We start from the raw sequence: 25,435 nt of genomic DNA, 5'->3' as shown, positions 1-25,435 counted from the left end.
ACGACTAAACACCATTATACGAGATAGTAGGCGCTCAGTACAAACAAAAAAAGCCGGATTGGTCGTCCGGCTTTTGTTTATTACAGGATCCGTGTTCTTTTTTCAAATTTTTCAAGCGCTTCATCGATGATCGCAGCTTCACTTTCGTCCATTTCTACAAGCGGTAAACGAACACCGCCTGTTGGTATGCCTGCTTTTTCTAGCGCATATTTCACAGGCACAGGATTCGGTGTCGAGAACAACGCTCTGAAAACCGGTACTAATGAACGATGAAGATCAGCGGCTTCCTTGACATCGCCATTTTGAAACGCTTGAATCATTTTTTGCATTTCATTGCCTACTACGTGTGAGGAAACTGAAATGATTCCTTTACCACCAATTGCAAGCAATGGCAATGTCAATCCGTCATCTCCACTGTATACTTCAAAATCGTCTGCGGTTCCTTCAATGATTTCTGCCATCTGCTCCAAATTACCACTCGCTTCTTTGATCGCCTTAATATTATCAATTTTCGATAACGCAATAACGGTTTCAGGAAGCAAGTTGACAATGGAACGACTTGGAATATTATATAGCAATATCGGCAATGCTGTAACGTTAGCAATTTTCGAGAAGTGTGCATACATTCCTTTTTGGTCTGGTTTATTATAGTAAGGTGTCACGAGCATGATTCCGTCCGCCCCTGATTGCTCAGCAACCTTAGTGAGCTCTATGGATTCAGCAGTATTATTTGTCCCTGTACCTGCAACCACTGGAATACGCTTATTCACAACCTTTACTACAAAGTCCAGTAATTCCTTCTTCTCTGTAACAGTAAGCGTCGGTGATTCACCAGTCGTACCGCTGACGATAACAGAATCTGTCCCATTTGCAATCAAATGCTCAAGCAAAATCTTTGTTTGAGCGTAGTCAATTGTACCGTCAGGAGAAAAAGGAGTGACCATTGCTGTCCCTACATTTCCAAGTTGCACATAGATCATTCCTTTTCGTTATCATTCTTAACCTTACCTACGCAAATTATTTAATAAGCGCCTCGGCGATTTGCACAGAGTTCAATGCAGCACCTTTTAATAAGTTATCGGACACGATCCAAAGATGGAATCCTTTTGGGTTATCCAAATCTTTACGGATTCTGCCTACAAACACTTCATCTTTATCTTCTGCATAAAGCGGCATTGGATATAGTTGTGAAGCCGGATCATCCTGCAAGACGATTCCTGGTGCATTTTCCAACAAAGATTGGATATCTTTAACTGTCACGTCATCATGATCGATTTCAATGTAAACCGATTCTGAATGTCCCGATACAACAGGCAATCTGACACATGTAGCCGCTACCGACATATTTTGATCGCTGAATATTTTTTTCGTTTCATTGATCATTTTCAATTCTTCCAATGTATAGCCCGATTCGTCAAATGAATCTATTTGTGGAATCGCATTGAATGCGATTGGATAATGACGTTTTGCAGACGCAGATGGTAATACTTCTGCTGCTATTTCACTACGATCTGTGAATTGCTTGCTTTGTTCTGCTAGTTCATCAATTGCTTCTACACCAGCACCGGAAACTGCCTGGTAAGTAGACACGATCAGCTTATTAAGGCCATATTGATCTTTAATTGGTTTCAACGCTGCTACCATCTGAATTGTAGAACAGTTTGGATTTGCAATGATTCCTGAATGGTTTTTCAATTCATGTGGGTTTACTTCCGGAACCACGAGCGGTGTGTTAGGGTCCATTCGGAATGCACTTGTATTATCAATTACAACCGCCCCGCTCTTTACTGCATCTTGTGCAAACTTCTCAGAGATACTCCCACCTGCACTAAAGAATGCAATGTCGATACCTTCAAAAGCTTCTGGGGTCGTTTCTTGTACAATGTACGTTTTTCCACCCGCTTCGATTTCATTGCCTGCAGAACGTTTGGATGCAAGTAACTTAATGGAAGTAGCAGGGAAGTTACGTTCCACCAATTTCTCAAGTATTTTTGTTCCTACCGCTCCAGTAGCGCCGACAATTGCAACATTTACATTCTTCATCTATATCTTCCTTTCAATTATTAACAAGTACTAGTAAGGAGAGTTCATACTATCCTCGTCTCGTTAATTGTTATTGAACGAATTATAACATATTTTGCAGAATTTAAAAATCTATTATCATGCATTGTTATGAATTATTAGTAATGGTTGCAATTGTTTGCTATCAATTGCGGATGCAACGGTAGCGGGAAGTAACGAGAAATCTGATATTAAGGAGTTCGGTTTTTTTATACAATCGTCTTGACCGAATGGAATAAAGAAAACGTTTTTCATATTCAATAACTTCATAAGGTTCATACCGTTAAGACCTAATGCATCATTTGTAGAAATACCTAGTACTACTGGTTTACCATTACGTAATGTGGCTTTAGCCGCCATCAGAACCGGTGAGTCAGTAGCAGCGTTAGCGAACCTACTCATGGAGTTACCTGTCAGCGGCGAAATCACCATGCAGTCGAGCGGATTGGATGGACCGAATGGTTCCGCTTCGACAATACTTGCTACTACCTTCTCACCTGTTGCGTCTTCTATTCGTTTAATCCACTCTTCACCCGTTCCAAAACGCGTAGCAGCGTGAAGAACTGAATGTGTAATGATAGGAACGACAATCGCACCTTCTTTTTGCAACGAAGTGATCATCGGAAGCAATTGGTCATACGTGCAATGTGAAGCTGTGATGCCTAATCCGATTCGTTTTCCTTTGAGCATTTAGTTCCCCTTTCTTCTATACTCATTCTCAAAACTGCGTCAACCAATACAGCTGCCGCATCCTCAGGAAAGTGCTTCCCGGGCAATTTGAGGTGTATGGTATAGTATTCAGAGGAATTTGTATGCTTTAGGCACCCCGGGGCTGAAGAGACATCAAATACACGAACAGTACCACTTTGATTTACATCCAGCCATTGCGCTGGAATCGTGTTCACCAAGTAACCATGAGTGAATTTTGTTGATTCATCGAGCAGCACTGTTTTATAGCCTAACACTGCCGCTTCTGCTAATTGCTCATCAGCACGTGCAACTATAGTGACAGTAGCTTGCAACTGATGCAATGTATGTGCAATCGCTTTTCCTACTCTCCCAAATCCTGCAATGTAAAAGTGCTTACCTGCTATCTGTCGTTTAGTTTGCTCATAAAAGACATGAACGAACGCTTCTGCGGTTAATTGAGCATTTCTCCAAATGAATTGCTCATTTTCCAGATAATTCGTATGCGAAATACCTTTCTCGGCAAGCTCTTGCCTCCATTCCGCAGAAGTTTTACCCGAATAGACAGAAGAGCCTTCTGGCAAATAGTCGACGGGTATGCTTGGTTCCATTAACAATAAAGGAAGCAGAACGTGGTCTGGCTTTGTATTTATTAAAGCGTTTTTTAACTGTTCATTATACGTATCCGAACAAATATACTCACTATCAATTCCTGATTTTACTAATAGTTCATTCGCAATTCGCAGACGTTGATCAGTCCCTACAACAAGCCATTTAGTCATACCCTTCTACTTCCTTTCTGTTTAGTTCATGTGTTTTGCCAAATAAAATCCGGTCTTCGCCCACCAGAACAATTTCATGCCATGGAATATATTCAATAATATCCTGGTCTTTTTGTCGGAACAGTGTTCTCCCTAACTTCTTTCGGATTTCAAATCCAATGATCGCTCCTGTTTTGCGGTCGAACAGCAAATCTGTTTCTGCCAAAAAGCCATATCTCATACCTTCCTCTACTTGAATAAGCTCTTTTTGCGCTAGTTCTGATAATAGCATGGAAGCCCTCCCTCATATAAGATCTCTTTCATCATATGTATGAGAGGCCGGAAGTCGACTAGTTCTGCAGTTTTTTTAATTGTTGAATATTTGATTTAGGCGCAATAATGGATGTTGCACGATCACTTGCCAACATTTGCTGTCCAAGTCGATAAACACTTCGTTTTTCAACGCTATCAATATGTTTGACTACCTCATCAATTGTCTGATGTTTGCCAAGCACTAATTCATTGCGGCCATTTCTATACATACGTGATTCAGAGCCTTCCAAACCAAGAACAAAACTGCCTTTTAGTTGCTCCTTGGCATTCCGTAATTCTTTATCTGTTAGACCATCATTAAGCACATCAGCGATGACCTGGTCAATTGTACGATACGTCTCTTGAAAGTTTTCAGGGGACGTTCCACAATAAATCACAAAGGATCCAGCATTTTCATACGCGGCATAATACGTGTAGACCGAATATGCTAGTCCCCGGTTTTCTCGAACCTCTTGAAACAACCTAGAAGACATTGTTCCGCCAAGGATACTATCGAATAAGCTTAACTCGTAAACCTTATCGTGAGTTGAAGGCAATGAAGGATAACCAAAGCATAGATGGGCTTGTTCAATATCCTTTACTTTGATAATTTGTTGAGCCGTAAAGTTCGGTATACTTTCATCTAGTATGGAAGTAGAAGCTTGTTCTTTACTTTGATAACTTCCAAAATTCGCTTCGATTAGCTTGATTAAACGTTCATCATAGCTTCCTGCAATTGAGATAACCAAATTTTCAGGGCGATAATGTTTCACCATGAATTTTTCGATCATTTCTTTTGTGAATGACTTGATTGTTTCAGCCCGTCCTCCTACTGGCTTTCCAATTGCATCATCCGGAAACATTCCCGCCCATAACCTTTCATCGACATCTTCATCCGGCATGTCTTCAACAGAGGATATTTCATCCAGAATGACCGATTTCTCTTTTTCAATCTCTTCTTCTTTGAATTGGGAATGGAAAAACATATCGGATAAGACAGTCAACGCGTATGAAGCGTGCTGACTTAAAACTGTAGTGTAATAGCATGTCATTTCTTTAGATGTAAAGGCATTCAGGTCACCGCCAATCTGATCAAACTGCTCGGCAATCATTCGTGCACTTCGTGTATCGGTTCCCTTGAACAGCATGTGTTCGATAAAGTGGGCAATACCCTCTTGTTCTTTTGTTTCATCTGCTGAACCTGCATGCACCCAAAGCCCGATTGCAACGGACTGTAAATGTGGCATCTTTTCATGGATAATCCGTACACCATTTGAACAAATATATTTTTGAATCATAGACCTCACTCCTTAAATAAAGTACAAAAAGCCTCCTTCGCCGCAACTTGTGCAGGAAGAGGCTTTTTTGACGGGTTGATTACTCTTTGTTAGCTTGTTCTTGTTCTTGTTTTTGTTCTTTTTCTTTTTCTTCTTGTATGACTACTTTTCGCGAAAGGTTTACTCGACCTTGTCTGTCAATTTCAATTACTTTTACAAAAAGCTCATCTTCTAATTTTAGAACATCTTCCACTTCTTTCGTACGTGCTTCCTGAATTTCAGAAATATGAAGCAAGCCATCTTTACCTGGGAAGATTTCCAAGAATGCACCGAACTTCTCAATACGCTTAACTTTTGCCATGTAGTACTCGCCTACTTTTGCTTCACGTACAATATTTTCGATCATGTTCTTAGCTTTTTCATTCATTTCAGAGTTTGGTGACGAAATATAAATCGTTCCATCTTGCTCTGTATCGATTTTAACTTGAGTTTCCTCAATAATTTTGTTAATCACTTTTCCACCAGGTCCAATTACGTCACGAATCTTGTCCGGTTTGATGTGGATGACAATAATCTTTGGAGCGTACGCGGATAATTCTTCACGAGTTGAAGAAATGGTTGTCAACATATGATTAAGAATTTTGATACGGCCAATTTTTGCTTGTGCTAGAGACTCTTCTAGAATCTGACGAGATAAACCTTCGATTTTAATATCCATTTGAAGTGCAGTAATTCCATTGTTAGTTCCAGCGACTTTAAAGTCCATATCGCCTAAATGGTCTTCCATTCCCTGAATATCTGACAAGATGGAGTAATCTTCATCTTTTTTGATCAATCCCATAGCAATTCCTGCTACTGGAGCTTTAAGAGGTACACCAGCGTCCATCATAGCCATTGTAGAAGCACAGATTGATGCTTGTGAAGAAGAACCATTAGACTCCAATACTTCCGCGACTAGGCGCATTGTATAAGGGAATTCCACCTCATCTGGTAGCATAGGTTGCAATGCTCGCTCTCCTAATGCACCGTGACCAATTTCACGACGGCCTGGACCACGAATCGGTCCTGTTTCACCGACACTGAAGTTCGGGAAGTTATAATGATGCATGAAGCGCTTGGATTCATCTGAACCTAAACCATCAATAATTTGATTTTCACCAAGCGCACCTAATGTACATACACTTAGTACTTGTGTTTGTCCACGTGTGAATAATGAAGAACCGTGAGTACGTGGCAATAGACCTGTTTCAGATGATAATGGACGGATTTCGTCAAGTCCACGGCCATCCGGACGAACTTTGTCGATTGTAATCAGACGACGTACCTCATCTTTTACCATTTGCTCTAGAACAGCTTTCACTTGCTTGATTGTATCTTCATCAGCATCAGCATCTGTGTAGTACTCAAGAACAGCGGCTTTTACTTCGTTGATTGCTTCTTCACGCGCATGCTTTTCTTCAGTTTGAATTGCTGCTATTAGTTCATTCTCACAACGATTTTCTACTTCTTTACGGATGTCGGCATCTAGTTCGAATAATTCAATTTCAAATTTCGGTTTACCAATTTCCGCTACAATTTTCTCTTGGAATTCGACTAATTTCTTGATTTGGTCGTGACCGAACATAATCGCTTCCAACATAATTTCTTCAGATACTTCTTTAGCTCCTGCCTCTACCATGTTGATTGCATGTTTTGTTCCAGCAACAACTAAGTCAATTTCTGATGTTTCAAGTTGACTTGGTGTAGGGTTGACTATAAATTCACCATCTATACGACCTACTTGAACGCCTGCAATTGGACCGTCAAATGGAATATCCGAAATGGATAAAGCCAAAGAAGAACCGATCATTGCTGAAATCTCGGATGAACAATCCTGATCAACAGACATAACAAGTGAAATAACCTGTACATCATTACGGAAACCATCAGGGAATAAAGGTCTAATTGGACGGTCGATCAAGCGACTAGTCAACACTGCATTTTCTGAAGGACGTCCTTCACGCTTGATAAATCCTCCTGGGATCTTACCAACTGAGTACATGCGTTCTTCATAATTCACTGTAAGTGGAAAGAAATCTAGGGGTTTTGGTTTCTTGGAAGCTGTCACCGTGGAAAGTACTGTTGTTTCGCCATACCGAACGAGCACCGCACCGTTAGCTTGCTTTGCAAGTTGGCCAGCTTCGATTGTAAGCGTACGTCCTGCCCAATCGAGCGTATAAACTTTTTTCTGTTCTGACATTGTAGAACTCCTCTCTATTGTAAACCTGTATACATCTAGTATGTAATTAATCATAGTGTATCAAACGTGATACATGTATGCGAAATATTTCATCTTAATTCCATAGAAAAAAGCGGGCAAAGCCCGCTTCTCAGTCTTATTAACGGCGTAAGCCAAGTGATGCAATAAGATCACGGTAACGTTGAACATTAGTTTCACGTAGATATCTCAATAGACGACGACGTGTACCAACCATTTTGTACAAACCACGACGTGAGTGGTGATCTTTCTTGTGAGTACGTAAGTGGCTGTTCAGGTTATTGATCTCTTCAGTAAGGATAGCAATCTGAACATCAGCCGATCCAGTATCATTTTCATGAGTCTTGAATTCGTTGATCAATTCAGCTTTGCGCTCTTGTGTAATAGCCATCCTTTTCACCTCCTAAATAAAAGTATCCCCGTCCCCCGAGCAAACGTTGGTGACTCGTATTGCCAAGAAGAGGTTCGTGTATTGAACACTATTGTATCATATCACGGCATTATATCAGTTGCAACAACGAACTAGTCGCTTAACAAGTCCTTTGCTGTTTGCTTGTCTATTCCAATCTGTGTTTTCAACGCATCAAGCGAATCAAATTTTCGTTCGGAACGTATACGGTGCAACCATTCAATTGCCAATTTCCGTCCATAGAGATCCATATTCACATCCAACAGATGAACTTCAGCTGTAGGAATCCGATGTTCTGGATCATGAAAAGTTGGTTTTACGCCCATATTGCAGACACCTTTGTACCATGTATCTTCGATTAGGCAACGAACAGCATAGACGCCGTTAGCAGGAACTATATGTTCTTCCGCAGTTTGGATGTTAGCTGTAGGGAAACCTAACTGACGGCCTCGTTTTTCCCCATGTATCACCTCGCCCATTGTACGGAATGGACGACCGAGAAGTTCTGCCGCTGCTTCAACATCCCCTTTAGATAACAGTTGCCGAATTTCCGTCGATGAGACTTTATTGTCTTGATCAAAGGTCACTTTGGAAATGATCGTTGTTCCATACTTATCTTCCGAAAGCTCTTGCATGTCCTTCATCGTTCCTGAACCTTTTGAACCAAATGTAAAATCAAAGCCTGCAGTAACATGCTTGACGCCAAGCTTTTTAATGAAGATGTCGATAAAACTTTGTGGTGAAAGACTAGCCAGTTCCCAATCAAAACAAACAATGAAAAGCGTATCCACGCCAAGAGATTCGAGCACTCTGATTTTTTCTTCAATCGGCGTAATATAGCCAACGTTTTTCCCTGAAAATAGCTGTGACGGATGGGGATCGAATGTCATAACAGCTGTCTTGATCGATAAATCATCTGCAACTTTTTTTGCACTGCGAATGACTTCTTGATGTCCTTTATGTACACCGTCGAAAAATCCAATAGCTAACGAGGAAGCGTCAAGCTGTGGCACATTTATTGAATCCGGATATCGTAATCTATAGATTTTCATTTCTATCTCTCCTTACTCACTAGCTAACAACATTTTTTCTGGTTTCATTAACCCCGGCTTTGTTGGATGGTTTTGATAGATTGCCAACACACGACCTTCAAACATCATCATGATGGAAGGATGGTCAGTTAGCAATGGCACTGCAGGAAGCACTTGACCATTCCGTACGGATTCCAATGATGCCTCTTCGATTTCAAAATAAGGAAAGTCCGTCAAAACATCCTCAATAGGAAACAATATGGTTTGTACTTCATTTTGTTCCATCATCTGTGCCACTTCTGCGAGCGTTTTACAATGCGATTCATCGAAATTTCCTGAAACAGTTCGGACCAATGAATCCATATGTGCTGGATATCCGAGAAGTTCGCCAATTTGCACGGCTAATGTTCGGATATAAGTTCCTTTACCACATCGCACTCTAATGGAAAATGTTACTTCTTCACCATTAAAAAATTGATCTTCATTTAATAAGTCTATTTGATCGATCTGTACTTTACGAACTGGACGTTCTACTTCGATGCCTTTCCGCGCATATTCATACAAACGTCTACCATTCACTTTTACTGCTGAATACATAGGTGGAATTTGTGTGATTTCGCCTGTTAACTGCTCCAAAGCATCTAGAATTTGGTTTCTTGTGAATTCCTTATGAGTCAAATCACTCGATACAGTCTCACCTTGCGCGTCTTCAGTTTCCGTTGAACGGCCTATAGATACTGTAGCGATATATTCTTTACCCGCATCTGTAATATACGAAGCAACTTTCGTAGCTCTGCCTATACAGATAGGCAAGACGCCTTCTACTTCAGGATCCAACGTACCCGTATGGCCCACTTTTTTTGTCCGTAATATCTTTCGAAGCTTAAAGACACAGTCATGTGACGTCATACCTTTCTCTTTCCACAAAGGCAGAATACCGTTCATCTAACCCCTTCTTCCTAAATTCATTCAGAAAAACTTGCTCTATGTAAGAAGGGAGGAAGTCATGTCGCCTACGCGACTATGAACTTCCTCCTCGTGTTTATTGTTCGTTTTCGTCTTGCACTTTGCGGATCAAGCTTTCAATCCGGTTACCGTAAGCGACGGATTCATCGATTTCGAATTCAATTTCAGGTGTTTTGCGTAGGCGAATTCTTTGACCAATTTCCGATCGAATGAATCCTTTTGCTTTGGAGAGCCCAAGTAACGAATCTTCCTTTTCTTTATCTGTCCCTAGAACAGAAATAAAGACTTTCGCTTGTTGTAAATCCCCAGTTACATCTACACCAGTCACCGTCACAAATCCGATACGTGGATCTTTCAGTTTTTGGCCGATAATGTCGCCCAGTTCTTTCTTCATTTGCTCAGCTATACGATTAGCACGCACTGACATGGCAATTCACCTCGTTCTTTGCTCATAAGTAGTCTACTGTACACGTAGTCATTTCCCAATCAGGATTGGATTCAAACAGACGAATCGCACGTCTCACTTCTCGTTCTGCTGCATCTTTGGAGGATGCCACAGCGACTAAAGCGAGTGTGGTACGTTGCCATAAATCCTGATGATCAATTTCTGCAACTGAAACATTATAGGAGTTTTTCACCCGATCCCTCATCCTATTCAAGACAGCCCGTTTTTCTTTTAAAGAAGCTGCTGCTGGGATGTAGAAAGAACATTCCGCGTAAACAATCATACTCTTTTAATTTCTTCCATAACGTAAGCTTCAATGATATCTCCTTCTTTAACATCATTGAACTTTTTAATTGTGATACCACACTCATAGCCTTTTGCAACTTCTTTTGCATCATCCTTGAAACGCTTCAGTGTATCCAGTTCGCCTTCAAAGACTACAATGTTATCGCGTAACACACGAACGCCTGCATCTCGCGTGATCTTACCGTCGATTACATAGCTTCCTGCTATCGTTCCGATCTTCGATACTTTAAAGGTCTCACGAACTTCAGCCTGACCTATTACCTTCTCCTCATACTCAGGATCAAGTAGGCCTGTCATAGCTGATTCGATTTCCTCAATTACTTTATATATGACACGGTGCAGACGAATGTCTACGCCTTCTGCTTCTGCAGCTCGTTTCGCATTCGTATCCGGACGTACGTTAAATCCAATGACGATTGCGTTAGATGCCGCTGCTAAAGAAATATCGGACTCATTGATCGCACCCGCACCTGTGTGAATGATTTTGACGTTGACGCCTTCTACTTCGATCTTCATGAGTGAAGCAGCCATCGCCTCAACCGCACCTTGTACGTCTGCTTTCACAATTAGGTTCAATTCTTTCATTTCGCCTTGTTTCATTTGATCAAACAAGTTATCAAGTGTTACACGTGTTTTTTCCACACGCTGTTCTTGAAGTGCTTCTCCAGCACGTGTTTCACCGATTTGACGAGCCGTTTTTTCATCTTTAAAGACAACGAAACGATCTCCTGCAAATGGAACATCGCTCAAGCCTGTAATTTCTACAGGAGTTGAAGGACCTGCTTCTTTTACGCGACGGCCAAGGTCACTGACCATTGCGCGGACACGACCGTACGTATTTCCGACAACGATAGGATCGCCTACATGCAATGTACCATTTTGTACAAGCAATGTGGCTACAGACCCTTTCCCTTTATCGAGCTGCGCTTCAATTACCGTACCTCTAGCTCTAATGGAAGGATCAGCTGTAAATTCGCCTACTTCCGCAATTAATAGAACCATTTCAAGTAACTGATCAATTCCTTCACCTTTTAGTGCGGAAATCGGTACGAAAATCGTATCGCCGCCCCAATCTTCTGCCACTAGACCGTGTTCAGTTAACTCTTGCATCACGCGGTCAGGATTCGCAGCAGGTTTATCCATTTTGTTAACCGCTACAATGATCGGAACTTCTGCTGCTTTCGCATGGTTGATTGCTTCAATTGTCTGTGGCATAACACCGTCATCTGCTGCTACAACTAGAATGGTCAAGTCCGTGACTTTCGCACCGCGTGCTCTCATTGTTGTAAAAGCTTCGTGACCTGGTGTATCTAAAAATGTGATTTTCTTGCCACTTGCAGTAATTTGGTACGCACCAATATGCTGTGTGATCCCACCTGCTTCACCTTGTGTTACTTTAGTGTTTCGAATCGAGTCGAGCAACGTCGTTTTACCATGGTCAACGTGACCCATAATTGTTACGACTGGCGGTCTTTCTGTTAATTCACCTGGCACTTCTTCTTCCTCTTCAGGATCTTCGAAGTAGATCTCCAGGTCTGTTACGTCAATACGAACTTCTTCTTCCACTTCAACATCGTATTCCGCACAAATTAACTCAATTGCATCTTTATCTAATTCCTGGTTAATAGTTGCCATTACACCAAGCATAAACAACTTTTTGATGATCTCAGAAGGTTCTTTACCTAATTTTTTAGCAAGCTCACCCACTGATAGTGACTCGTAAAAAGTAATTTTATCTGGTAATGGTATTTCAACTTTTTGTACCGGTACTGCTGGACGGTATCTTCGGCGTCCTTGGTTAATACCGCGTGCTGGTGGTCTTCCACCGCGACCGCCGCCTGGACGTCCGCCTCCGCCAGCTGGACGAGATGAACCTGATCCTTGCCCTTGACGCGGTGATTGATTGCTACCTGTTTTTGGAGCTGATGTAGATTGTCCTGAAGGACGATTTGATGCCGGACGGTTTGTACCTTGTGAGGCATTTGGTTTATTTGTATTGCTTGGACGGTCTGTTCTCTGGTTTGCCGGTTTGCTCGCTGGCTTAACAGTAGTTGTTTTCGCCTCAGGCTTTTTTAAATCTCCAAACTTCTCGTCTAATTTCGCAATAGATACTGGATCTAGTTCTTCCATATGGCTCTTTATTACAATATCACTTTTGATTAATTCATCTGCAATATCTCTACTCGTTTTGCCTATTGATCTGGCATATTCATGTACTTTCATTTTCGTCATTAGCCCACCCCCGATTAAATTCATTGAGAAGCTCGGATAACTTTTTTGCGAACCCTTTATCTGTTAGTGCCAAGACAACTCGAGCTTCTTTTCCAATTGCATGCCCGAGTTCTTCACGGCTACCAAATACATGCTTCTCAACGTTATACGTATTACATTTATTTGTTAATTTCTTCATTGTGTTCTTAGATGCATCACCTGACAATATGACCAGATGCGCTTCACCGGACCGAACTGCCTGTACGACTAAATCTTCACCCGTGGCAATTTTGCGTGCACGAGCTGCCATACCAAGCAGTTGATAAATATTTGACGGATCTTTTGTCATTTAATTGCCTCTCGACGAATTGCATGCAAAAGGTCTTCGTAGATTTGCTCCGGTACTTTGACACCCAATTGATGCTCAATCGAGTGTTGCTTACGTGCTTTTTCTACGGCATCCTCCGTTTTAGATACATATGTACCGCGGCCTGACTTCTTGCCTGTCAAATCTACGAATACTTCGCCTTCTTTCGTACGGACAATTCGAATCATTTCTTTTTTAGGTAACATGTCACCAGTCGCTGCACATTTACGCAAAGGGATTTTCCGATTGTTCGACATCAGCATGCAATCCTTTCCAAATCAATCTTCTTTGTCTTCATCTGCGTATAAATCAAAATCTTCAGCTGGTTCAGCTGGCGTTTCTTCTTCATACTCATAAGTTTCTAAGAACTCATCTGCATCTTCATCTGACTCTTCTACTGCAACGGCAAAAGATTCTTCGCGAGGATAGATCCCTAATTCTCTTGCATCCGTTTCACTTTTAATATCAATTTTCCAGCCCGTTAACTTAGCCGCCAATCTTGCATTCTGGCCTCTTTTTCCGATTGCTAATGAAAGTTGATAATCGGGCACAACGACAGTAGTGGATCGCTCTTCTTCATTTACTTGTACATCAATTACTTTTGAAGGGCTCAATGCATTTGCAACGAAGATGACCGGGTCTTCAGACCACTCTACGATATCTACTTTTTCACCATTCAATTCATTTGATATAGTTTGTACTCGTGCTCCTCTTGAACCTACACAAGAACCTACTGGATCCACTTCTTCATTTGCTGTATAAACAGAAATTTTCGATCGGTCGCCCGCTTCACGTGCAATCGATTTGATTTCTACTGTACCATCATAAATTTCTGGCACTTCAAGTTCAAATAAACGTCGTAATAGACCAGGATGCGTTCTGGAAACAAATACTTGTGGTCCACGCGCTGTTCTTTCGACTTTCGTAATGTATACTTTGATACGATCGTGTGGTGCATATGATTCTGTTTGAATCTGTTCACTTGACGGAAGCACCGCTTCTACTTTACCTAACCCAACGAATAGATTTTTCGGATCCATACGCTCTACGATTCCGTTGACGATATCTTCTTCACGATCGATATATTCTTCATAGATTAAACCGCGTTCAGCTTCACGTACACGCTGTGTTACAACTTGCTTAGCCGTTTGTGCGGCAATTCGTCCAAAGTCACGCGGTGTGACTTCTTCTTCAACGACATCAGTAAGTTCATATACTGGGTTAATAAGCTGGGCATCTTCCAAAGAAATTTGCAAACGCTCATCTTCTACTTCTTCTACTACATCTTTACGTGAATAGACAGCCATTGTGCCTTTGTTTAAGTTCAAATCCACACGCACGTTTTGTGCTTGGTTAAAGTTTCGTTTGTACGCTGTTACAAGCGCTGCTTCAATTGCATCGACTATTACGTCTCTTGAAATACCTTTTTGCTGTTCAAGAGCTGTCAGTGCCTCGAGTAGCTCACTACTCATGTTCATCACTCCTACATTCCAATTGTTCTTGCTCTTGATTCTTCGCTCTCTAGTGCTAGGCTAGACAGTGTTTCATGCTTACTTTAAAAGTCTATTGCCAGTCTAGCGAGCGCAATTTTTGTTTTGTCAATTTCCACTAGTACTTTTCTCGTCTTGATCCGTATTTCCACTTTTGCATGGTCCGGTCCGTATCCAAGTAAATACCCCTCGAATTCTTTCATTCCATCAATCGGTTCATACGTTTTGATGAACACATATTGGCCTACGGCTTTTTCAAAGTCTTCATCTTTTTTCAAAGGTCTTTCCGCTCCGGGAGAAGACACTTCAAGGAAGTAATTTTGCGGAATCGGGTCCACAATGTCTAGTTCCTCGCTTAGTTTATTACTGACAGCCGCACATTGATCTATGTCTATATTGCCTTCAGGCGTATCGATGTAGACGCGTAGAAACCAATCGCGACCCTCTTTCAAGAACTCAACATCAACCAGTTCAAGACCCAATTCTGCTACGATCGGTCTAGCTAACTGTTCGACTTCCTCTATAATTTTACTCAAATGGTATCCCTCCCGAAATTCAAAATAACAACAGAAAAGAGCGGGAAGCCCCACTCTTTTCCGCAAGACGTATAGCAAAAGTTGTTTTAATCGTATCACAAGGCCTTTTACAATGCAACTGAAGCAACCGTCACGAGCCCATTAGAATAGGGATAGTTGGTTCGCTTCAGGCATTCCTTCCATGCAACCGAGGTTATCGAGATATTCAACAACCGTTTTAGACACACGGCCTCTTTTCTGGAAGTCTTCTTTCGATAAAAACTCACCGTCTTTTCTTGCTTCAACAATCGTCTTCGCAACGTTAGTTCCTAATGAGGGAATCGAGTTAAACGGTGGGATCAGTTTATTGTCTTCAATTAGAAACTGTGTCGCATCCGATTTATAAAGGTCAGGTTTCGCAAATGTAAATCCTCGCTCAACCATTTCAAGTGCAATTTCCAAAACAACCACTAAGTTCTTTTCTTTAGGAGAAGCTTCCAATCCCTTTGCATTGATCTCTTTAACTTTCGCCCGAATACTTGCAGATCCTTTGCACATCGTCACCAAATCAAAGTCGGTTGCTCGTACGGTGAAGTACGTCGCATAATACATGATGGGATGATGTACTTTGAAGTACGCGATTCGTAGAGCCATCAATACGTATGCCGCGGCGTGAGCTTTCGGGAACATGTATTTGATTTTTTTACACGATCCGATATACCAAGCTGGCACTTTATTTTCTTTCATCGCTTCTTCAAACTCAGGTGTCAACCCTTTACCTTTACGCACGGATTCCATAATTTTAAACGCAAGAGAAGGTTCGAGTCCTTGATAGATCAAATACACCATAATATCATCACGGCAACCGATCACTTCTGATAATTGGCATGTTTTATTTTGGATTAATTCCTGTGCATTACCTAGCCACACGTCGGTACCGTGTGACAGTCCAGATATCTGTATTAATTCAGAGAACGTAGACGGTTTGGTTTCCTCCAACATTTGCCGTACAAATCGTGTTCCAAATTCAGGCACGCCAAGAGTTCCTGTTTTGCAGTCAATTTGTTCTTCTGTAACACCTAGAGATGATGTACCACTAAACAATTCCATAACACCTTTATCATCAGGCGGTATAGTCATTGCATCGATGCCTGATAAGTCTTCCAGCATTTTAATCATCGTCGGATCATCATGACCTAGAATATCTAGTTTCAATAAATTATTATCAATGGAATGGAAATCAAAATGCGTGGTTTTCCAACTAGATTCAAGATCATTTGCCGGGAATTGAACTGGCGTAAAGTCAAAGATGTCCATTGTATCTGGCACAACAATAATACCGCCAGGATGCTGCCCTGTATTCCGCTTCACGCCTGAGCAACCTTGTACAAGCCGGTCAATCTCTGCACCACGCATTTGGATATCGTTATCATTCATATATCCTCGAACATATCCATATGCAGTTTTCTCAGCTACTGTCCCTATTGTTCCTGCCCGAAACACATAATCTTCACCGAACAGTTCTTTTGTATAGTTATGTGCATGTGCTTGATACTCACCGCTGAAGTTCAAATCGATATCTGGAACCTTATCACCAGCAAAGCCCAGGAAAGTTTCAAACGGAATATCCTGCCCATCTTTTTTAAACATGGTCTGGCAATTTGGGCATTCCTTATCTGGCAAGTCATAACCTGAACCAACTGAACCATCATCAAAAAACTCATACGTCTTACAAGACGGACAAACATAATGTGGTGGCAATGGATTTACTTCTGTGATTTCCATCATGGTGGCAACGAATGAAGATCCGACAGACCCCCGCGAACCAACCAAGTAGCCATCATCTAATGATTTCTTTACTAATTTATGCGAAATTAGATAAATAACTGCGAAGCCATTATCGATAATAGACGTTAATTCTTTTATAATTCGGGCTTCAACAATCTCCGGTAAAGTTTCACCGTATATTCGTTGTGCCATGGAATACGTTAGATCTCGTACTTCATCCTCTGCACCTTCTATTGTCGGTGTATACAAGTCATCTTTAATCGGTTTCACTTCACCTATACGATCTACAATTTTCAGAGGATTCTCTACTACAATTTCTTGCGCTACGTCTTCACCTAAAAATTCAAACTCCTTCAACATTTCGTCCGTCGTACGGAAATGAACTTCAGGTAACGAGTGCCGATTCAGCGGATTTGCTCCACCTTGTGAACGGACAAGTACTTTTCGATAGGTAGCGTCGGTTTCATTTAGATAATGGACATTCCCTGTCGCGCAAACAGGTAAACCGGTTTTCTTACCAAGCTTAATCATCTTGCGCATGATATCTTCAAGGTTCCACTCATCTCGGATTAAATCGAGTTCGAGTAGATGCGAATAGACCGGCTTAGGATGGAGCTCCAAGTAATCATAAAAGCTTGCGATTTCTTCCACTTCTTCCATCGGTTTTTGCATTAATCCTTCGAATACTTCCCCTTTATCACAACCCGAACCGACTAGTATTCCTTTTCGATATTTCACGAGTAACGAACGAGGAATACGAGGTACGCGATAGAAAAAGTCCATATGCGAGATTGACACGAGCTTGAATAGATTCTTCAGCCCTTCATCATCCGTTGCAAGTAAAGTGCAATGTGAAGGTCGTGAACGTTTATAGGCATCTCCCTCACCGATATTCTTATTGAGGTCATCAAGCCACTTAATGCCTTTTTCCTGTGCTTCTGATAGCAAGCGCAAAAATAGATGCGCAGTAGCTTCTGTATCGTAAATAGCACGGTGATGCTGCGTTAATTCAATATCGAATTTTTTAGCCAACGTGTTCAAACGGTGGTTTCGCAGTTCAGGATAAAGGAAACGAGAAAGCTCCAATGTATCAATGACCGGATAAGCGACTGTTTCTATTTTCGCGCGTTTACATGAAGCATAAAAGAAGCCCATATCAAATGATGCATTGTGTGCAATTAACACTGCATCCCCGATAAATTCTATAAACTCGGCCATGACGTCTTCAACTTCTGGTGCATTTTCCACCATGTCATCTGTAATGCCTGTTAGATTCGTCGTCACGGAAGACAACGGATGATGCGGGTTGGCAAAGCGTTCAAATCGGTCAATGATTTCTCCATCTTTCACTCGAACAGCTGCAAGCTCGATAATCGTGTCGTATACAGCTGACAAGCCTGTGGTCTCTACGTCGAATACAACATACGTATCCGTCTCAAGCAAACGGTGTTGCTCTTCATAGACAATGGGAACACCGTCATCTACCAGATTGATTTCTAAACCAAACAACACTTTAATACCATGTTTCTTACCAGCGTTATAAGCTTCTGGGAAAGACTGAACGTTCGCATGATCTGTGATCGCAATCGCGGGATGTCCCCATTTAGCTGCCTGGGCAACTAGTGATGACGCAGAAACCACTGCATCCATTTGACTCATAGACGTGTGCGCATGTAATTCCACACGTTTCTGTCCATCAGGCGCCTTGTCTTTGCGTTCAATAGTAGGAATAACCGCAATGTCTTGTGCCATCATGATTAAATCCCGAACGAAAGTATCGTTCTGTATACCGCCACGAGCTCGCACCCACATACCCTTTTTGAAGGATTTCATGATTTCCGCATCTTCATTATCACGTGAAAACATTTTGACTAAGATGGAATCGGTATAGTCTGTTACTTTCAGTGTTAGTAGTGAACGACCACTCCGCAACTCCCGTATCTCTGCATCAAATACGAAGCCCTCTATAATCAAACGTCTTTCTTCATCTTGAATTTCATGAATTGGAATAATTGGCTCGCTGGCTTTGATCGGTGTGCCAAGGGCCAATACTCTATCAGAATCCCCTTGTTCACTTTTCATCGTTTCACGTTGTTGCAACTGATGATATGCTTGCTTGGATAATAGATCTTCTTCTTGCTGCTTTTGTGAGAGAAACTGTTGGCGTTCTTCTTCTGCATTATGATTTTCAACGATCGAAACATCGAACATATACTTCGGGAACCCGAATTGTTGATATAACGCTGACAATGTTTCGACATATTTATTTTTTAACGTTTGACACTCCAAATCACTCGAGCAATTAAGCAGTAATTTTTCGCCGTGTACTTTAGGTTTTTGTTCGACTAAACACTGGCGCATAGGAGGAGATATATCTGCTAGCTCGTCTATAATTAGCGGCCAATAATCTATAATTAATTGTTCATTTACTTCTTTTTTTCTTACTTCCATTTCAAGATGGACATTCGCTATCGCAGCGAATGATTCATGAACACGTTGTTGCATAATCTGGAATACCTCGATAGGTAACACTTCATCAAGTGTGATATTAAATTTCCACACTCTAGTTTTCTTTTGAACGGTTACACGGTTCAATTCTCCGTTTTGAAAATAGTTCATGAACTGATCATCTGTCAGTCCCGTCTGTTGCAGCAAAGTTAAAAACTTTTGGGCGGCATCCATTTTATATTCCTCCGTTCTATCGCGAAAAGAAGGGAAGTTCCGTTAACGGACTCCCCTTCTTGGATTAATCTGCACTAAAGAAGGATTGAAGCTTTTCCAACACTTCTTCCTTTTGCCAATCTATTGATTCACCACTGTGGCGGTACATGACTTCCACAATGCCTTCATTAGCTCTCTTGCCAATTATAATGCGGACTGGCAAACCAATCAAGTCGGCATCAGCGAATTTCACACCCGCTCGTTCATTACGATCATCATATAACACATCATATCGATAAGACTCTAGAACTGCATATAATTCATCAGCTAGCTGCGTTTGAACTTCATCCTTGACATTCATTGTGATCAAATGAATATCGAATGGTGCTAAATGCTTCGGCCACTTCAAGCCTTTTTCATCATTGAACTGCTCGGCGATTGTAGCCAGTAAACGAGAGACCCCCAGACTATAACTTCCCATAATGAAAGGTTTTGTTCTACCATGTTCATTGAGGAAAGTTCCTTTCATCTGCTCACTGAAGATGGTCCCTAGTTTACGCAGATGTCCCACACCTATTCCTTCAGTGAATTTAATCGTACCCATTCCATCAGGAGAAGCATCTCCTTCTTGAACGAAACGGATATCCACGTAATCATCAATAGCAAAATCACGTTCCGGATTGACGTTTAATAAGTGATAGTCGTCAATGTTCGCACCTGCTACTACGTTGACCATTGCTTTGACTGCATGATCTGCATACACCCTTACACCGATCGGTAATTTCACTGGGCCGACCGAACCGGTATGACAACCTAGTAATTCTTCAATCTGTTGTTCTGTTGCCAACTCCATATGTTTTACGTTTAAAAAACGCTTTAATTTATATTCATTAACACAATGATCGCCTCGACATACCACCATGACAAATTCACTGTCCACTTTATACACCAATGATTTGATTATACGCTCAGGATTAACTGACAAAAATGAAGCGAGATCTTCAATGGTACGTTGATTCGGAGTGGAGATTTTTATCATCTCTACTTGCTTTTCGTCTGGTGTTTCGTAATCTACATGAACTTCAGCAAACTCCATATTGGCAGCGTAAGAAGAGCTATCGCTATATGCAATTCGATCTTCTCCGTTTTCGGTCAATGCTATGAACTCATGAGAACCTGTTCCGCCATCTGATATCACCATCCGGAAATGCATACCGAGACGGGTTAACATATTAGTGTATGCCTGCATTACTTCCAAATACTTTTCATCTAAACTTTCTTGTGTTGAATGGAATGAGTAGGCGTCTTTTCTTATGAATTCTCTGCTATGAAGTAAGCCAGCACGCGGTTTAATTTCGTCACGGAATTTTGTTTTGATTTGAAAAATTGTTAATGGTAATTTCTTATACGACCGAACTTCATCACGCAATAAGTCAATAATCGCTTCTTCATCACTGGAACTCAATGCTAATTGATTGGTTTGTCTATCAGCGACGTGAAACATTTCCTTACCGTATGAATCCCACCGTTCAGTTTCTTTTAAAATACTCGAGCTCTGCAGCGCCGGTAAAGAAATTTCAATTCCTTCTATGGCTTCCATTTCTTGACGAATTATCGCTTCAATTTTTCTGAATACTCTTTGTGCAAGAGTTAAATATGTGTAAACACCATTGGCATTCTGTCGGATATAACCTGCTCGCAATAATAATTGATGCGAACGCATCTCTATATCGGATGGATTTTCACGCATTGTGGGTATAAATGTTTTCGATTGTTTCATCATATACATCCACCTTTTTTAGAAGAAAAATCGTTGTATATCATTCCATGTCACAACAAGCATCAAAACCATTAATAACATGATACCTACAAAATGCACCATGCCTTCTTTTTGTTTATCAATCGGTTTACCTCGCAAGCCTTCAAATAGGAAGAACAATAGTCTTCCACCGTCTAACGCAGGTAATGGTAGTAAGTTCATAATCCCTAAATTAATACTTAGTACAGCGCCCCAATTCATCAAATTGAAGATACCGTGTTGAGCAACCTCTTCTGTTGCTTTATAGATACCTACAGGGCCGGACAACGCGTCTATTGTGAACTGACCCGTGACTAGCATACCTAATAATTCAAAGATCTTCACAGTCCACGTGTATGTCTGTTCAGCACCAAACACTATAGACTTAATAAATCCTTTTTCCAATGGGCTTGAATACATAACCCCAATTTGACCGAATTCCTGTCCAGCATCTTCTACTGTATCGGGTACTACGTCTAAAATTACTTGTTTGCCTGCCCGATCAACTTCTATAGACATAGGAACTCCCGCGCTTTTTTGAATCGCTTCGGAAAATTCCGGCCAAGAATCTATTGACTTACCGTCTACTGCTGTAATTAAGTCATCTTTTTTCATACCAGCCATCTCTGCAGGCGTATCTGGCTTCACTTCTGAGATAATCGGTTCATTGGTGGGTACGCCATTCATTAACCCAAGAGCTAGGAATATGAAGAATGCCAAGATGAAATTGAAAAGCGGTCCCGCAAATATTGCCAACGCTCTGCTACCCAATGACTTAGATTCAAACTGACGATCGTAGGGAGCAATTAATGTTTCTTGACCTTTTTCGATAATCATAGCTGTTCTGGAGATTTTCAGATGAACCAATTGTCCATCTTCATCATATCCTTCAATATATAATTCTTTGTCCAGATCCGACTTCTCTACTTCCACGTTTAAAATATTCGGATTGGAAACATTTCGATTTAAGTAAACTTTTTCTATTTCATCTTGTGCATTCAATAATAAACCTACGCGGTAGCCTGGTTGTAATTCGACGGTATCGAAATCTTCACCAGCCATCCGTACATATCCCCCTAAAGGCAACAAGCGGATTGTGTATTGTGTTTCACCTTTACGAACGGCTAAAATTTTAGGTCCCATTCCGATAGCGAACTCTCGAACCATGATGCCAGCCTTCTTAGCAAACAAGAAATGGCCAAACTCATGAAATGCTACAAGTGTCCCGAATATTACTATAAACGCAATAACCGTTTCCATTCAGTAACCACCTTCACCGGCTCTAACAGCCTGAATTAATCTTTATACTTAACTATACCATAGACTCTTTTTCGCGTATCGCGATCTGTCTCCAAAATTTCTTCCAAGTTAGGATTTTGAATAGTTTGATGTTGCTGCATCATTCGTTCAATAATTTCTTCAATTTGCATGAAAGAAATATAACCTTCCATGAACAATTGAACCGCCACTTCATTGGCCGCATTCATCGCTGTAGGCATAGTGCCTCCTTCCCTACCTGCATCATATGCAAGTGACAAGGCTTTAAATCGCTCATAATCCATTTTTTCAAAATGTAATTTACCGATTTCATCGAGACGAAGACGTTTAGCATCAGCCATCGGAATACGGTCTGGATATGTCAGTGCGTATTGAATCGGAACTCGCATATCGGGTGAACCTAATTGTGCCATGACGCTTGTATCTTCAAATTCCACCATCGAGTGGATAATACTTTCTTTATGTAGTAAACATTCAATTTGATCATATGGCATTGCAAATAAATGATGCGCTTCTATCACTTCTAACCCTTTGTTCATCATCGTTGCCGAATCAATAGTTAATTTATTACCCATCGACCAGTTTGGATGTGCAAGTGCTTGTTCTACCGTAACGTTCTGAAGTTGATCTCGTGTTAAGTCTCTAAAACTCCCACCGGATGCTGTTAAAATTAAGTTTGTGATACGTTTTGGATTCTCACCATTTAATGACTGGAATAATGCAGAGTGTTCACTGTCCACTGGAACAAGTGGAACATTGTAACGTTGTGCCGCTTCTACAACTACATCACCAGCTGCTACTAGCGTTTCTTTATTAGCAATAGCAATCGTCATGCCGGCTTTTATCGCAGCGAGTGTTGGTCTCAATCCTACACTACCGATGACTGAGTTCAGTAAGATATCAGCTTCCATTCCTACTGCTGCTTCAATTAGTCCTTCATCGCCATGAACAAATTGAACTTCAGGAAATTCATTTTGTAAGCGTACCGCGTCGGCTTCTTGCAAAACAGATACCAACTTAGGATGAAATCTTGTAATGATCTCACTTACTTTTTGAATGTTTCTCCCAGCCGACATCGCAGTTAATTCAAAGCGATCAGGATGAGCTGCAATAATGCTTAATGTTTGAGTCCCTATAGAACCCGTAGCACCAAGCAAGTTGATTTTCTTCATATTATGAACTTCCTTTCCATTATCCTATGAATTGAACAAAATGAAGCAGTGGGAGTACAAATAGTAAGCTGTCAAATCGGTCCATAATGCCCCCATGCCCAGGCAACAATTTCCCTGAATCTTTTACGTTGTAAAAACGTTTCAATGCAGATTCCACTAGGTCTCCCATTTGACCTACAATTGATGCCACTATTGTTATAATAATAAACGATACGTATGACGTAGCGATAGGGTAAAACATATTGTAAATCAGCGTAATCACAATCGCAGAAATTATTCCCCCAACAAACCCTTCAATCGTTTTATTCGGTGAAATATCCGGCCAGAGCTTTCGTTTACCAATTTTACGTCCAACAAAATACGCACCCGAATCTGTTGACCAGATAATAAGTAACGCATAGCCTATGTACTCCAAACCGAATAAACGTGTTTCAATTAAATAATAGAATCCGATACCAACATACAGCGCACTAATTGCACTGAAAGCAATATCTTCGAATGTCCACTTATTTTTCATTACTACAGTATAAACCAATAATAATAATATCAATACATAGATCATTTCAAGCTTCTCTAATCCTAAGACACTTACTACCTGTCCTGTCCATCTAAATGGAAGTAAAATGACGAGTAGTAGTAACCATGAGATAAATCCACCTATAGAAAAAAGGGACATATTACGCATACGTAGTAATTCGTATAAGCCAATCGTAGATATCGCAAAAATCATCATAATAAACGGCAATCCACCGACGATAATCAACGGCACGAAAAGTGCAAGAGCTACAATTGCGGTGATGATTCTTTGCTTCATCTGTTCTGATCCCCTTCCAAGCTTCCAAAGCGTCGATCCCTTTTTTGGAAATCTTCAATTGCTTGTAAAAAGCAATCTTCATCGTAATCTGGCCATAATACATCCGTAAATATGAATTCTGCATAGGCTAATTGCCATAGCATAAAATTAGAAAGACGCACTTCGCCGCTTGTGCGAATCAGTAGATCAGGTTCAGGTAAGTGCGCAGTCATTAGCTTGGACTCAATTGAACTTTCGTCCACTTCATCCACCTGTAATGTTCCAGCAGCCACTTCCCCTGCCAATTCTTTCATTACATGAACTAGTTCCACTCTACTTCCATAATTCATTGCAAAATTCAATACCAACCCTTTGTTATTTTTAGTTTGTTCTATTGCTTTCTTAATCGCCTTTTCTGTATGACTCGGAAGCGCATCCATATCCCCAATCATCTCTACTTTGATACCTTTTTCCATTAACTCAGGTAAATACGTATTGAGAAACTCACCGGGAAGATTCATCAAAAAGTCAATTTCCATCCTAGGTCTCTTCCAGTTTTCAGTAGAAAATGCGTAAAGAGTGAGTGCTTTCACACCCATAGCATTTGCAAAATTGGTGATTTGACGAACGGTCTTCATACCTTCGTGGTGACCAGCAATTCGTGGCATTTTACGTTGCTTCGCCCATCTTCCGTTTCCATCCATGATAATCGCCACATGGTTAGGAATTTGTCTATTTTTAACAGCTTCAATCCGTTCGTCTAACAACTGAATGTCTGCCGTTTTCTTTCGCATTAGTTTTCTAAGCATAGCGTTCCCCCACTTGGCTCTATTCGGATACTCCTACTGAC

The 25,435-nt window shown here is 41.0% G+C and carries 23 protein-coding genes; all 23 read right to left on the bottom strand.

Annotated elements, in window-relative coordinates:
• Positions 1–80 precede the first annotated feature (80 nt).
• The 23 genes from dapA to SporoP17a_RS15170 all read right to left on the bottom strand — a co-directional run bounded on the left by dapA (position 81) and on the right by SporoP17a_RS15170 (position 25,394).
• Positions 81–971, bottom strand: coding sequence for a 4-hydroxy-tetrahydrodipicolinate synthase (gene dapA / locus SporoP17a_RS15280; protein ID WP_420542189.1), 891 nt, complete (start codon positions 969–971; stop codon positions 81–83).
• Between the two features lie 46 nt (positions 972–1,017).
• Positions 1,018–2,043 carry an aspartate-semialdehyde dehydrogenase gene (asd, locus tag SporoP17a_RS15275; RefSeq protein ID WP_083035475.1) on the bottom strand — a complete coding sequence of 342 codons (1,026 nt, stop codon included), beginning with the start codon at positions 2,041–2,043 and terminating at the stop codon, positions 1,018–1,020.
• A 117-nt stretch (positions 2,044–2,160) separates the two neighbouring features.
• Positions 2,161–2,751 (bottom strand): dipicolinate synthase subunit B, encoded by a 591-nt coding sequence (locus SporoP17a_RS15270; RefSeq protein ID WP_083035474.1) that lies wholly within the window; start codon positions 2,749–2,751, stop codon positions 2,161–2,163.
• On the bottom strand, positions 2,724–3,530 hold the full coding sequence (locus tag SporoP17a_RS15265; protein ID WP_083035473.1) for an NAD(P)-dependent oxidoreductase: 807 nt from the start codon (positions 3,528–3,530) through the stop codon (positions 2,724–2,726). Before SporoP17a_RS15265 ends, SporoP17a_RS15270 begins: the two co-directional genes overlap by 28 nt.
• A complete protein-coding gene (locus SporoP17a_RS15260; protein ID WP_083035472.1) occupies positions 3,523–3,801 on the bottom strand; it encodes a YlmC/YmxH family sporulation protein in 279 nt (92 codons plus the stop codon). Before SporoP17a_RS15260 ends, SporoP17a_RS15265 begins: the two co-directional genes overlap by 8 nt.
• Positions 3,802–3,859: 58 nt before the next feature.
• Positions 3,860–5,119: a M16 family metallopeptidase gene (locus SporoP17a_RS15255; RefSeq protein WP_083035471.1), complete on the bottom strand. Its 1,260-nt coding sequence runs from the start codon at positions 5,117–5,119 to the stop codon at positions 3,860–3,862.
• Positions 5,120–5,198: 79 nt separating this feature from the next.
• Entirely contained in the window at positions 5,199–7,337 is a 2,139-nt protein-coding gene (gene pnp / locus SporoP17a_RS15250; protein ID WP_083035470.1) for a polyribonucleotide nucleotidyltransferase, read from the bottom strand.
• Positions 7,338–7,476: 139 nt separating this feature from the next.
• On the bottom strand, positions 7,477–7,746 hold the full coding sequence (rpsO, locus tag SporoP17a_RS15245; RefSeq protein ID WP_083035469.1) for a 30S ribosomal protein S15: 270 nt from the start codon (positions 7,744–7,746) through the stop codon (positions 7,477–7,479).
• Positions 7,747–7,877: 131 nt separating this feature from the next.
• Positions 7,878–8,816 (bottom strand): riboflavin biosynthesis protein RibF, encoded by a 939-nt coding sequence (gene ribF, locus SporoP17a_RS15240; RefSeq protein WP_083035468.1) that lies wholly within the window; start codon positions 8,814–8,816, stop codon positions 7,878–7,880.
• 12 nt (positions 8,817–8,828) lie between these two features.
• Positions 8,829–9,740: a tRNA pseudouridine(55) synthase TruB gene (gene truB, locus SporoP17a_RS15235; protein WP_083035467.1), complete on the bottom strand. Its 912-nt coding sequence runs from the start codon at positions 9,738–9,740 to the stop codon at positions 8,829–8,831.
• A 97-nt stretch (positions 9,741–9,837) separates the two neighbouring features.
• Positions 9,838–10,188: a 30S ribosome-binding factor RbfA gene (rbfA, locus tag SporoP17a_RS15230; RefSeq protein ID WP_083035466.1), complete on the bottom strand. Its 351-nt coding sequence runs from the start codon at positions 10,186–10,188 to the stop codon at positions 9,838–9,840.
• 22 nt (positions 10,189–10,210) lie between these two features.
• Positions 10,211–10,489 carry a DUF503 domain-containing protein gene (locus SporoP17a_RS15225; protein WP_083035465.1) on the bottom strand — a complete coding sequence of 93 codons (279 nt, stop codon included), beginning with the start codon at positions 10,487–10,489 and terminating at the stop codon, positions 10,211–10,213.
• Entirely contained in the window at positions 10,486–12,744 is a 2,259-nt protein-coding gene (infB, locus tag SporoP17a_RS15220) for a translation initiation factor IF-2 (RefSeq protein ID WP_083035464.1), read from the bottom strand. Before infB ends, SporoP17a_RS15225 begins: the two co-directional genes overlap by 4 nt.
• Entirely contained in the window at positions 12,722–13,072 is a 351-nt protein-coding gene (locus SporoP17a_RS15215) for a YlxQ family RNA-binding protein (RefSeq protein ID WP_083035463.1), read from the bottom strand. Before SporoP17a_RS15215 ends, infB begins: the two co-directional genes overlap by 23 nt.
• Complete coding sequence (gene rnpM / locus SporoP17a_RS15210) at positions 13,069–13,347, bottom strand: RNase P modulator RnpM (RefSeq protein ID WP_083036161.1); 279 nt, start codon at positions 13,345–13,347, stop codon at positions 13,069–13,071. Before rnpM ends, SporoP17a_RS15215 begins: the two co-directional genes overlap by 4 nt.
• Positions 13,348–13,368: 21 nt before the next feature.
• On the bottom strand, positions 13,369–14,562 hold the full coding sequence (gene nusA, locus SporoP17a_RS15205) for a transcription termination factor NusA (RefSeq protein ID WP_083035462.1): 1,194 nt from the start codon (positions 14,560–14,562) through the stop codon (positions 13,369–13,371).
• Between the two features lie 83 nt (positions 14,563–14,645).
• On the bottom strand, positions 14,646–15,116 hold the full coding sequence (rimP, locus tag SporoP17a_RS15200; RefSeq protein WP_083035461.1) for a ribosome maturation factor RimP: 471 nt from the start codon (positions 15,114–15,116) through the stop codon (positions 14,646–14,648).
• A 141-nt stretch (positions 15,117–15,257) separates the two neighbouring features.
• Positions 15,258–19,565: a PolC-type DNA polymerase III gene (locus SporoP17a_RS15195; RefSeq protein WP_083035460.1), complete on the bottom strand. Its 4,308-nt coding sequence runs from the start codon at positions 19,563–19,565 to the stop codon at positions 15,258–15,260.
• Between the two features lie 64 nt (positions 19,566–19,629).
• Positions 19,630–21,324, bottom strand: coding sequence for a proline--tRNA ligase (locus SporoP17a_RS15190; protein WP_083036159.1), 1,695 nt, complete (start codon positions 21,322–21,324; stop codon positions 19,630–19,632).
• An 18-nt stretch (positions 21,325–21,342) separates the two neighbouring features.
• Positions 21,343–22,602, bottom strand: a complete 1,260-nt coding sequence (gene rseP, locus SporoP17a_RS15185) for an RIP metalloprotease RseP (RefSeq protein ID WP_083035459.1) — start codon at positions 22,600–22,602, stop codon at positions 21,343–21,345.
• A 35-nt stretch (positions 22,603–22,637) separates the two neighbouring features.
• Positions 22,638–23,792, bottom strand: coding sequence for a 1-deoxy-D-xylulose-5-phosphate reductoisomerase (gene dxr, locus SporoP17a_RS15180; RefSeq protein WP_083035458.1), 1,155 nt, complete (start codon positions 23,790–23,792; stop codon positions 22,638–22,640).
• A gap of 19 nt (positions 23,793–23,811) precedes the next feature.
• Positions 23,812–24,606 (bottom strand): phosphatidate cytidylyltransferase, encoded by a 795-nt coding sequence (locus SporoP17a_RS15175; protein WP_083035457.1) that lies wholly within the window; start codon positions 24,604–24,606, stop codon positions 23,812–23,814.
• Entirely contained in the window at positions 24,603–25,394 is a 792-nt protein-coding gene (locus tag SporoP17a_RS15170; protein ID WP_083035456.1) for an undecaprenyl pyrophosphate synthase, read from the bottom strand. Before SporoP17a_RS15170 ends, SporoP17a_RS15175 begins: the two co-directional genes overlap by 4 nt.
• Positions 25,395–25,435 lie beyond the last annotated feature (41 nt).

Source organism: Sporosarcina ureae, assembly GCF_002082015.1.
GTDB lineage: Bacteria > Bacillota > Bacilli > Bacillales_A > Planococcaceae > Sporosarcina > Sporosarcina ureae_A.
This window is presented reverse-complemented; position numbering and strand designations above follow the sequence as displayed.

Excerpts from the sequence above, each read along its gene's own strand:
- asd (WP_083035475.1), bottom strand. The coding sequence starts at position 2,043 with ATGAAGAATGTAAATGTTGCAATTGTCGGCGCTACTGGAGCGGTAGGA.
- SporoP17a_RS15270 (WP_083035474.1), bottom strand. The coding sequence starts at position 2,751 with ATGCTCAAAGGAAAACGAATCGGATTAGGCATCACAGCTTCACATTGC.
- SporoP17a_RS15265 (WP_083035473.1), bottom strand. The coding sequence starts at position 3,530 with ATGACTAAATGGCTTGTTGTAGGGACTGATCAACGTCTGCGAATTGCG.
- SporoP17a_RS15260 (WP_083035472.1), bottom strand. The coding sequence starts at position 3,801 with ATGCTATTATCAGAACTAGCGCAAAAAGAGCTTATTCAAGTAGAGGAA.
- SporoP17a_RS15255 (WP_083035471.1), bottom strand. The coding sequence starts at position 5,119 with ATGATTCAAAAATATATTTGTTCAAATGGTGTACGGATTATCCATGAA.
- pnp (WP_083035470.1), bottom strand. The coding sequence starts at position 7,337 with ATGTCAGAACAGAAAAAAGTTTATACGCTCGATTGGGCAGGACGTACG.
- rpsO (WP_083035469.1), bottom strand. The coding sequence starts at position 7,746 with ATGGCTATTACACAAGAGCGCAAAGCTGAATTGATCAACGAATTCAAG.
- ribF (WP_083035468.1), bottom strand. The coding sequence starts at position 8,816 with ATGAAAATCTATAGATTACGATATCCGGATTCAATAAATGTGCCACAG.
- truB (WP_083035467.1), bottom strand. The coding sequence starts at position 9,740 with ATGAACGGTATTCTGCCTTTGTGGAAAGAGAAAGGTATGACGTCACAT.
- rbfA (WP_083035466.1), bottom strand. The coding sequence starts at position 10,188 with ATGTCAGTGCGTGCTAATCGTATAGCTGAGCAAATGAAGAAAGAACTG.
- SporoP17a_RS15225 (WP_083035465.1), bottom strand. The coding sequence starts at position 10,489 with ATGATTGTTTACGCGGAATGTTCTTTCTACATCCCAGCAGCAGCTTCT.
- infB (WP_083035464.1), bottom strand. The coding sequence starts at position 12,744 with ATGACGAAAATGAAAGTACATGAATATGCCAGATCAATAGGCAAAACG.
- SporoP17a_RS15215 (WP_083035463.1), bottom strand. The coding sequence starts at position 13,072 with ATGACAAAAGATCCGTCAAATATTTATCAACTGCTTGGTATGGCAGCT.
- rnpM (WP_083036161.1), bottom strand. The coding sequence starts at position 13,347 with ATGTCGAACAATCGGAAAATCCCTTTGCGTAAATGTGCAGCGACTGGT.
- nusA (WP_083035462.1), bottom strand. The coding sequence starts at position 14,562 with ATGAGTAGTGAGCTACTCGAGGCACTGACAGCTCTTGAACAGCAAAAA.
- SporoP17a_RS15195 (WP_083035460.1), bottom strand. The coding sequence starts at position 19,565 with ATGGATGCCGCCCAAAAGTTTTTAACTTTGCTGCAACAGACGGGACTG.
- SporoP17a_RS15190 (WP_083036159.1), bottom strand. The coding sequence starts at position 21,324 with ATGAAACAATCGAAAACATTTATACCCACAATGCGTGAAAATCCATCC.
- rseP (WP_083035459.1), bottom strand. The coding sequence starts at position 22,602 with ATGGAAACGGTTATTGCGTTTATAGTAATATTCGGGACACTTGTAGCA.
- dxr (WP_083035458.1), bottom strand. The coding sequence starts at position 23,792 with ATGAAGAAAATCAACTTGCTTGGTGCTACGGGTTCTATAGGGACTCAA.
- SporoP17a_RS15175 (WP_083035457.1), bottom strand. The coding sequence starts at position 24,606 with ATGAAGCAAAGAATCATCACCGCAATTGTAGCTCTTGCACTTTTCGTG.
- SporoP17a_RS15170 (WP_083035456.1), bottom strand. The coding sequence starts at position 25,394 with ATGCTTAGAAAACTAATGCGAAAGAAAACGGCAGACATTCAGTTGTTA.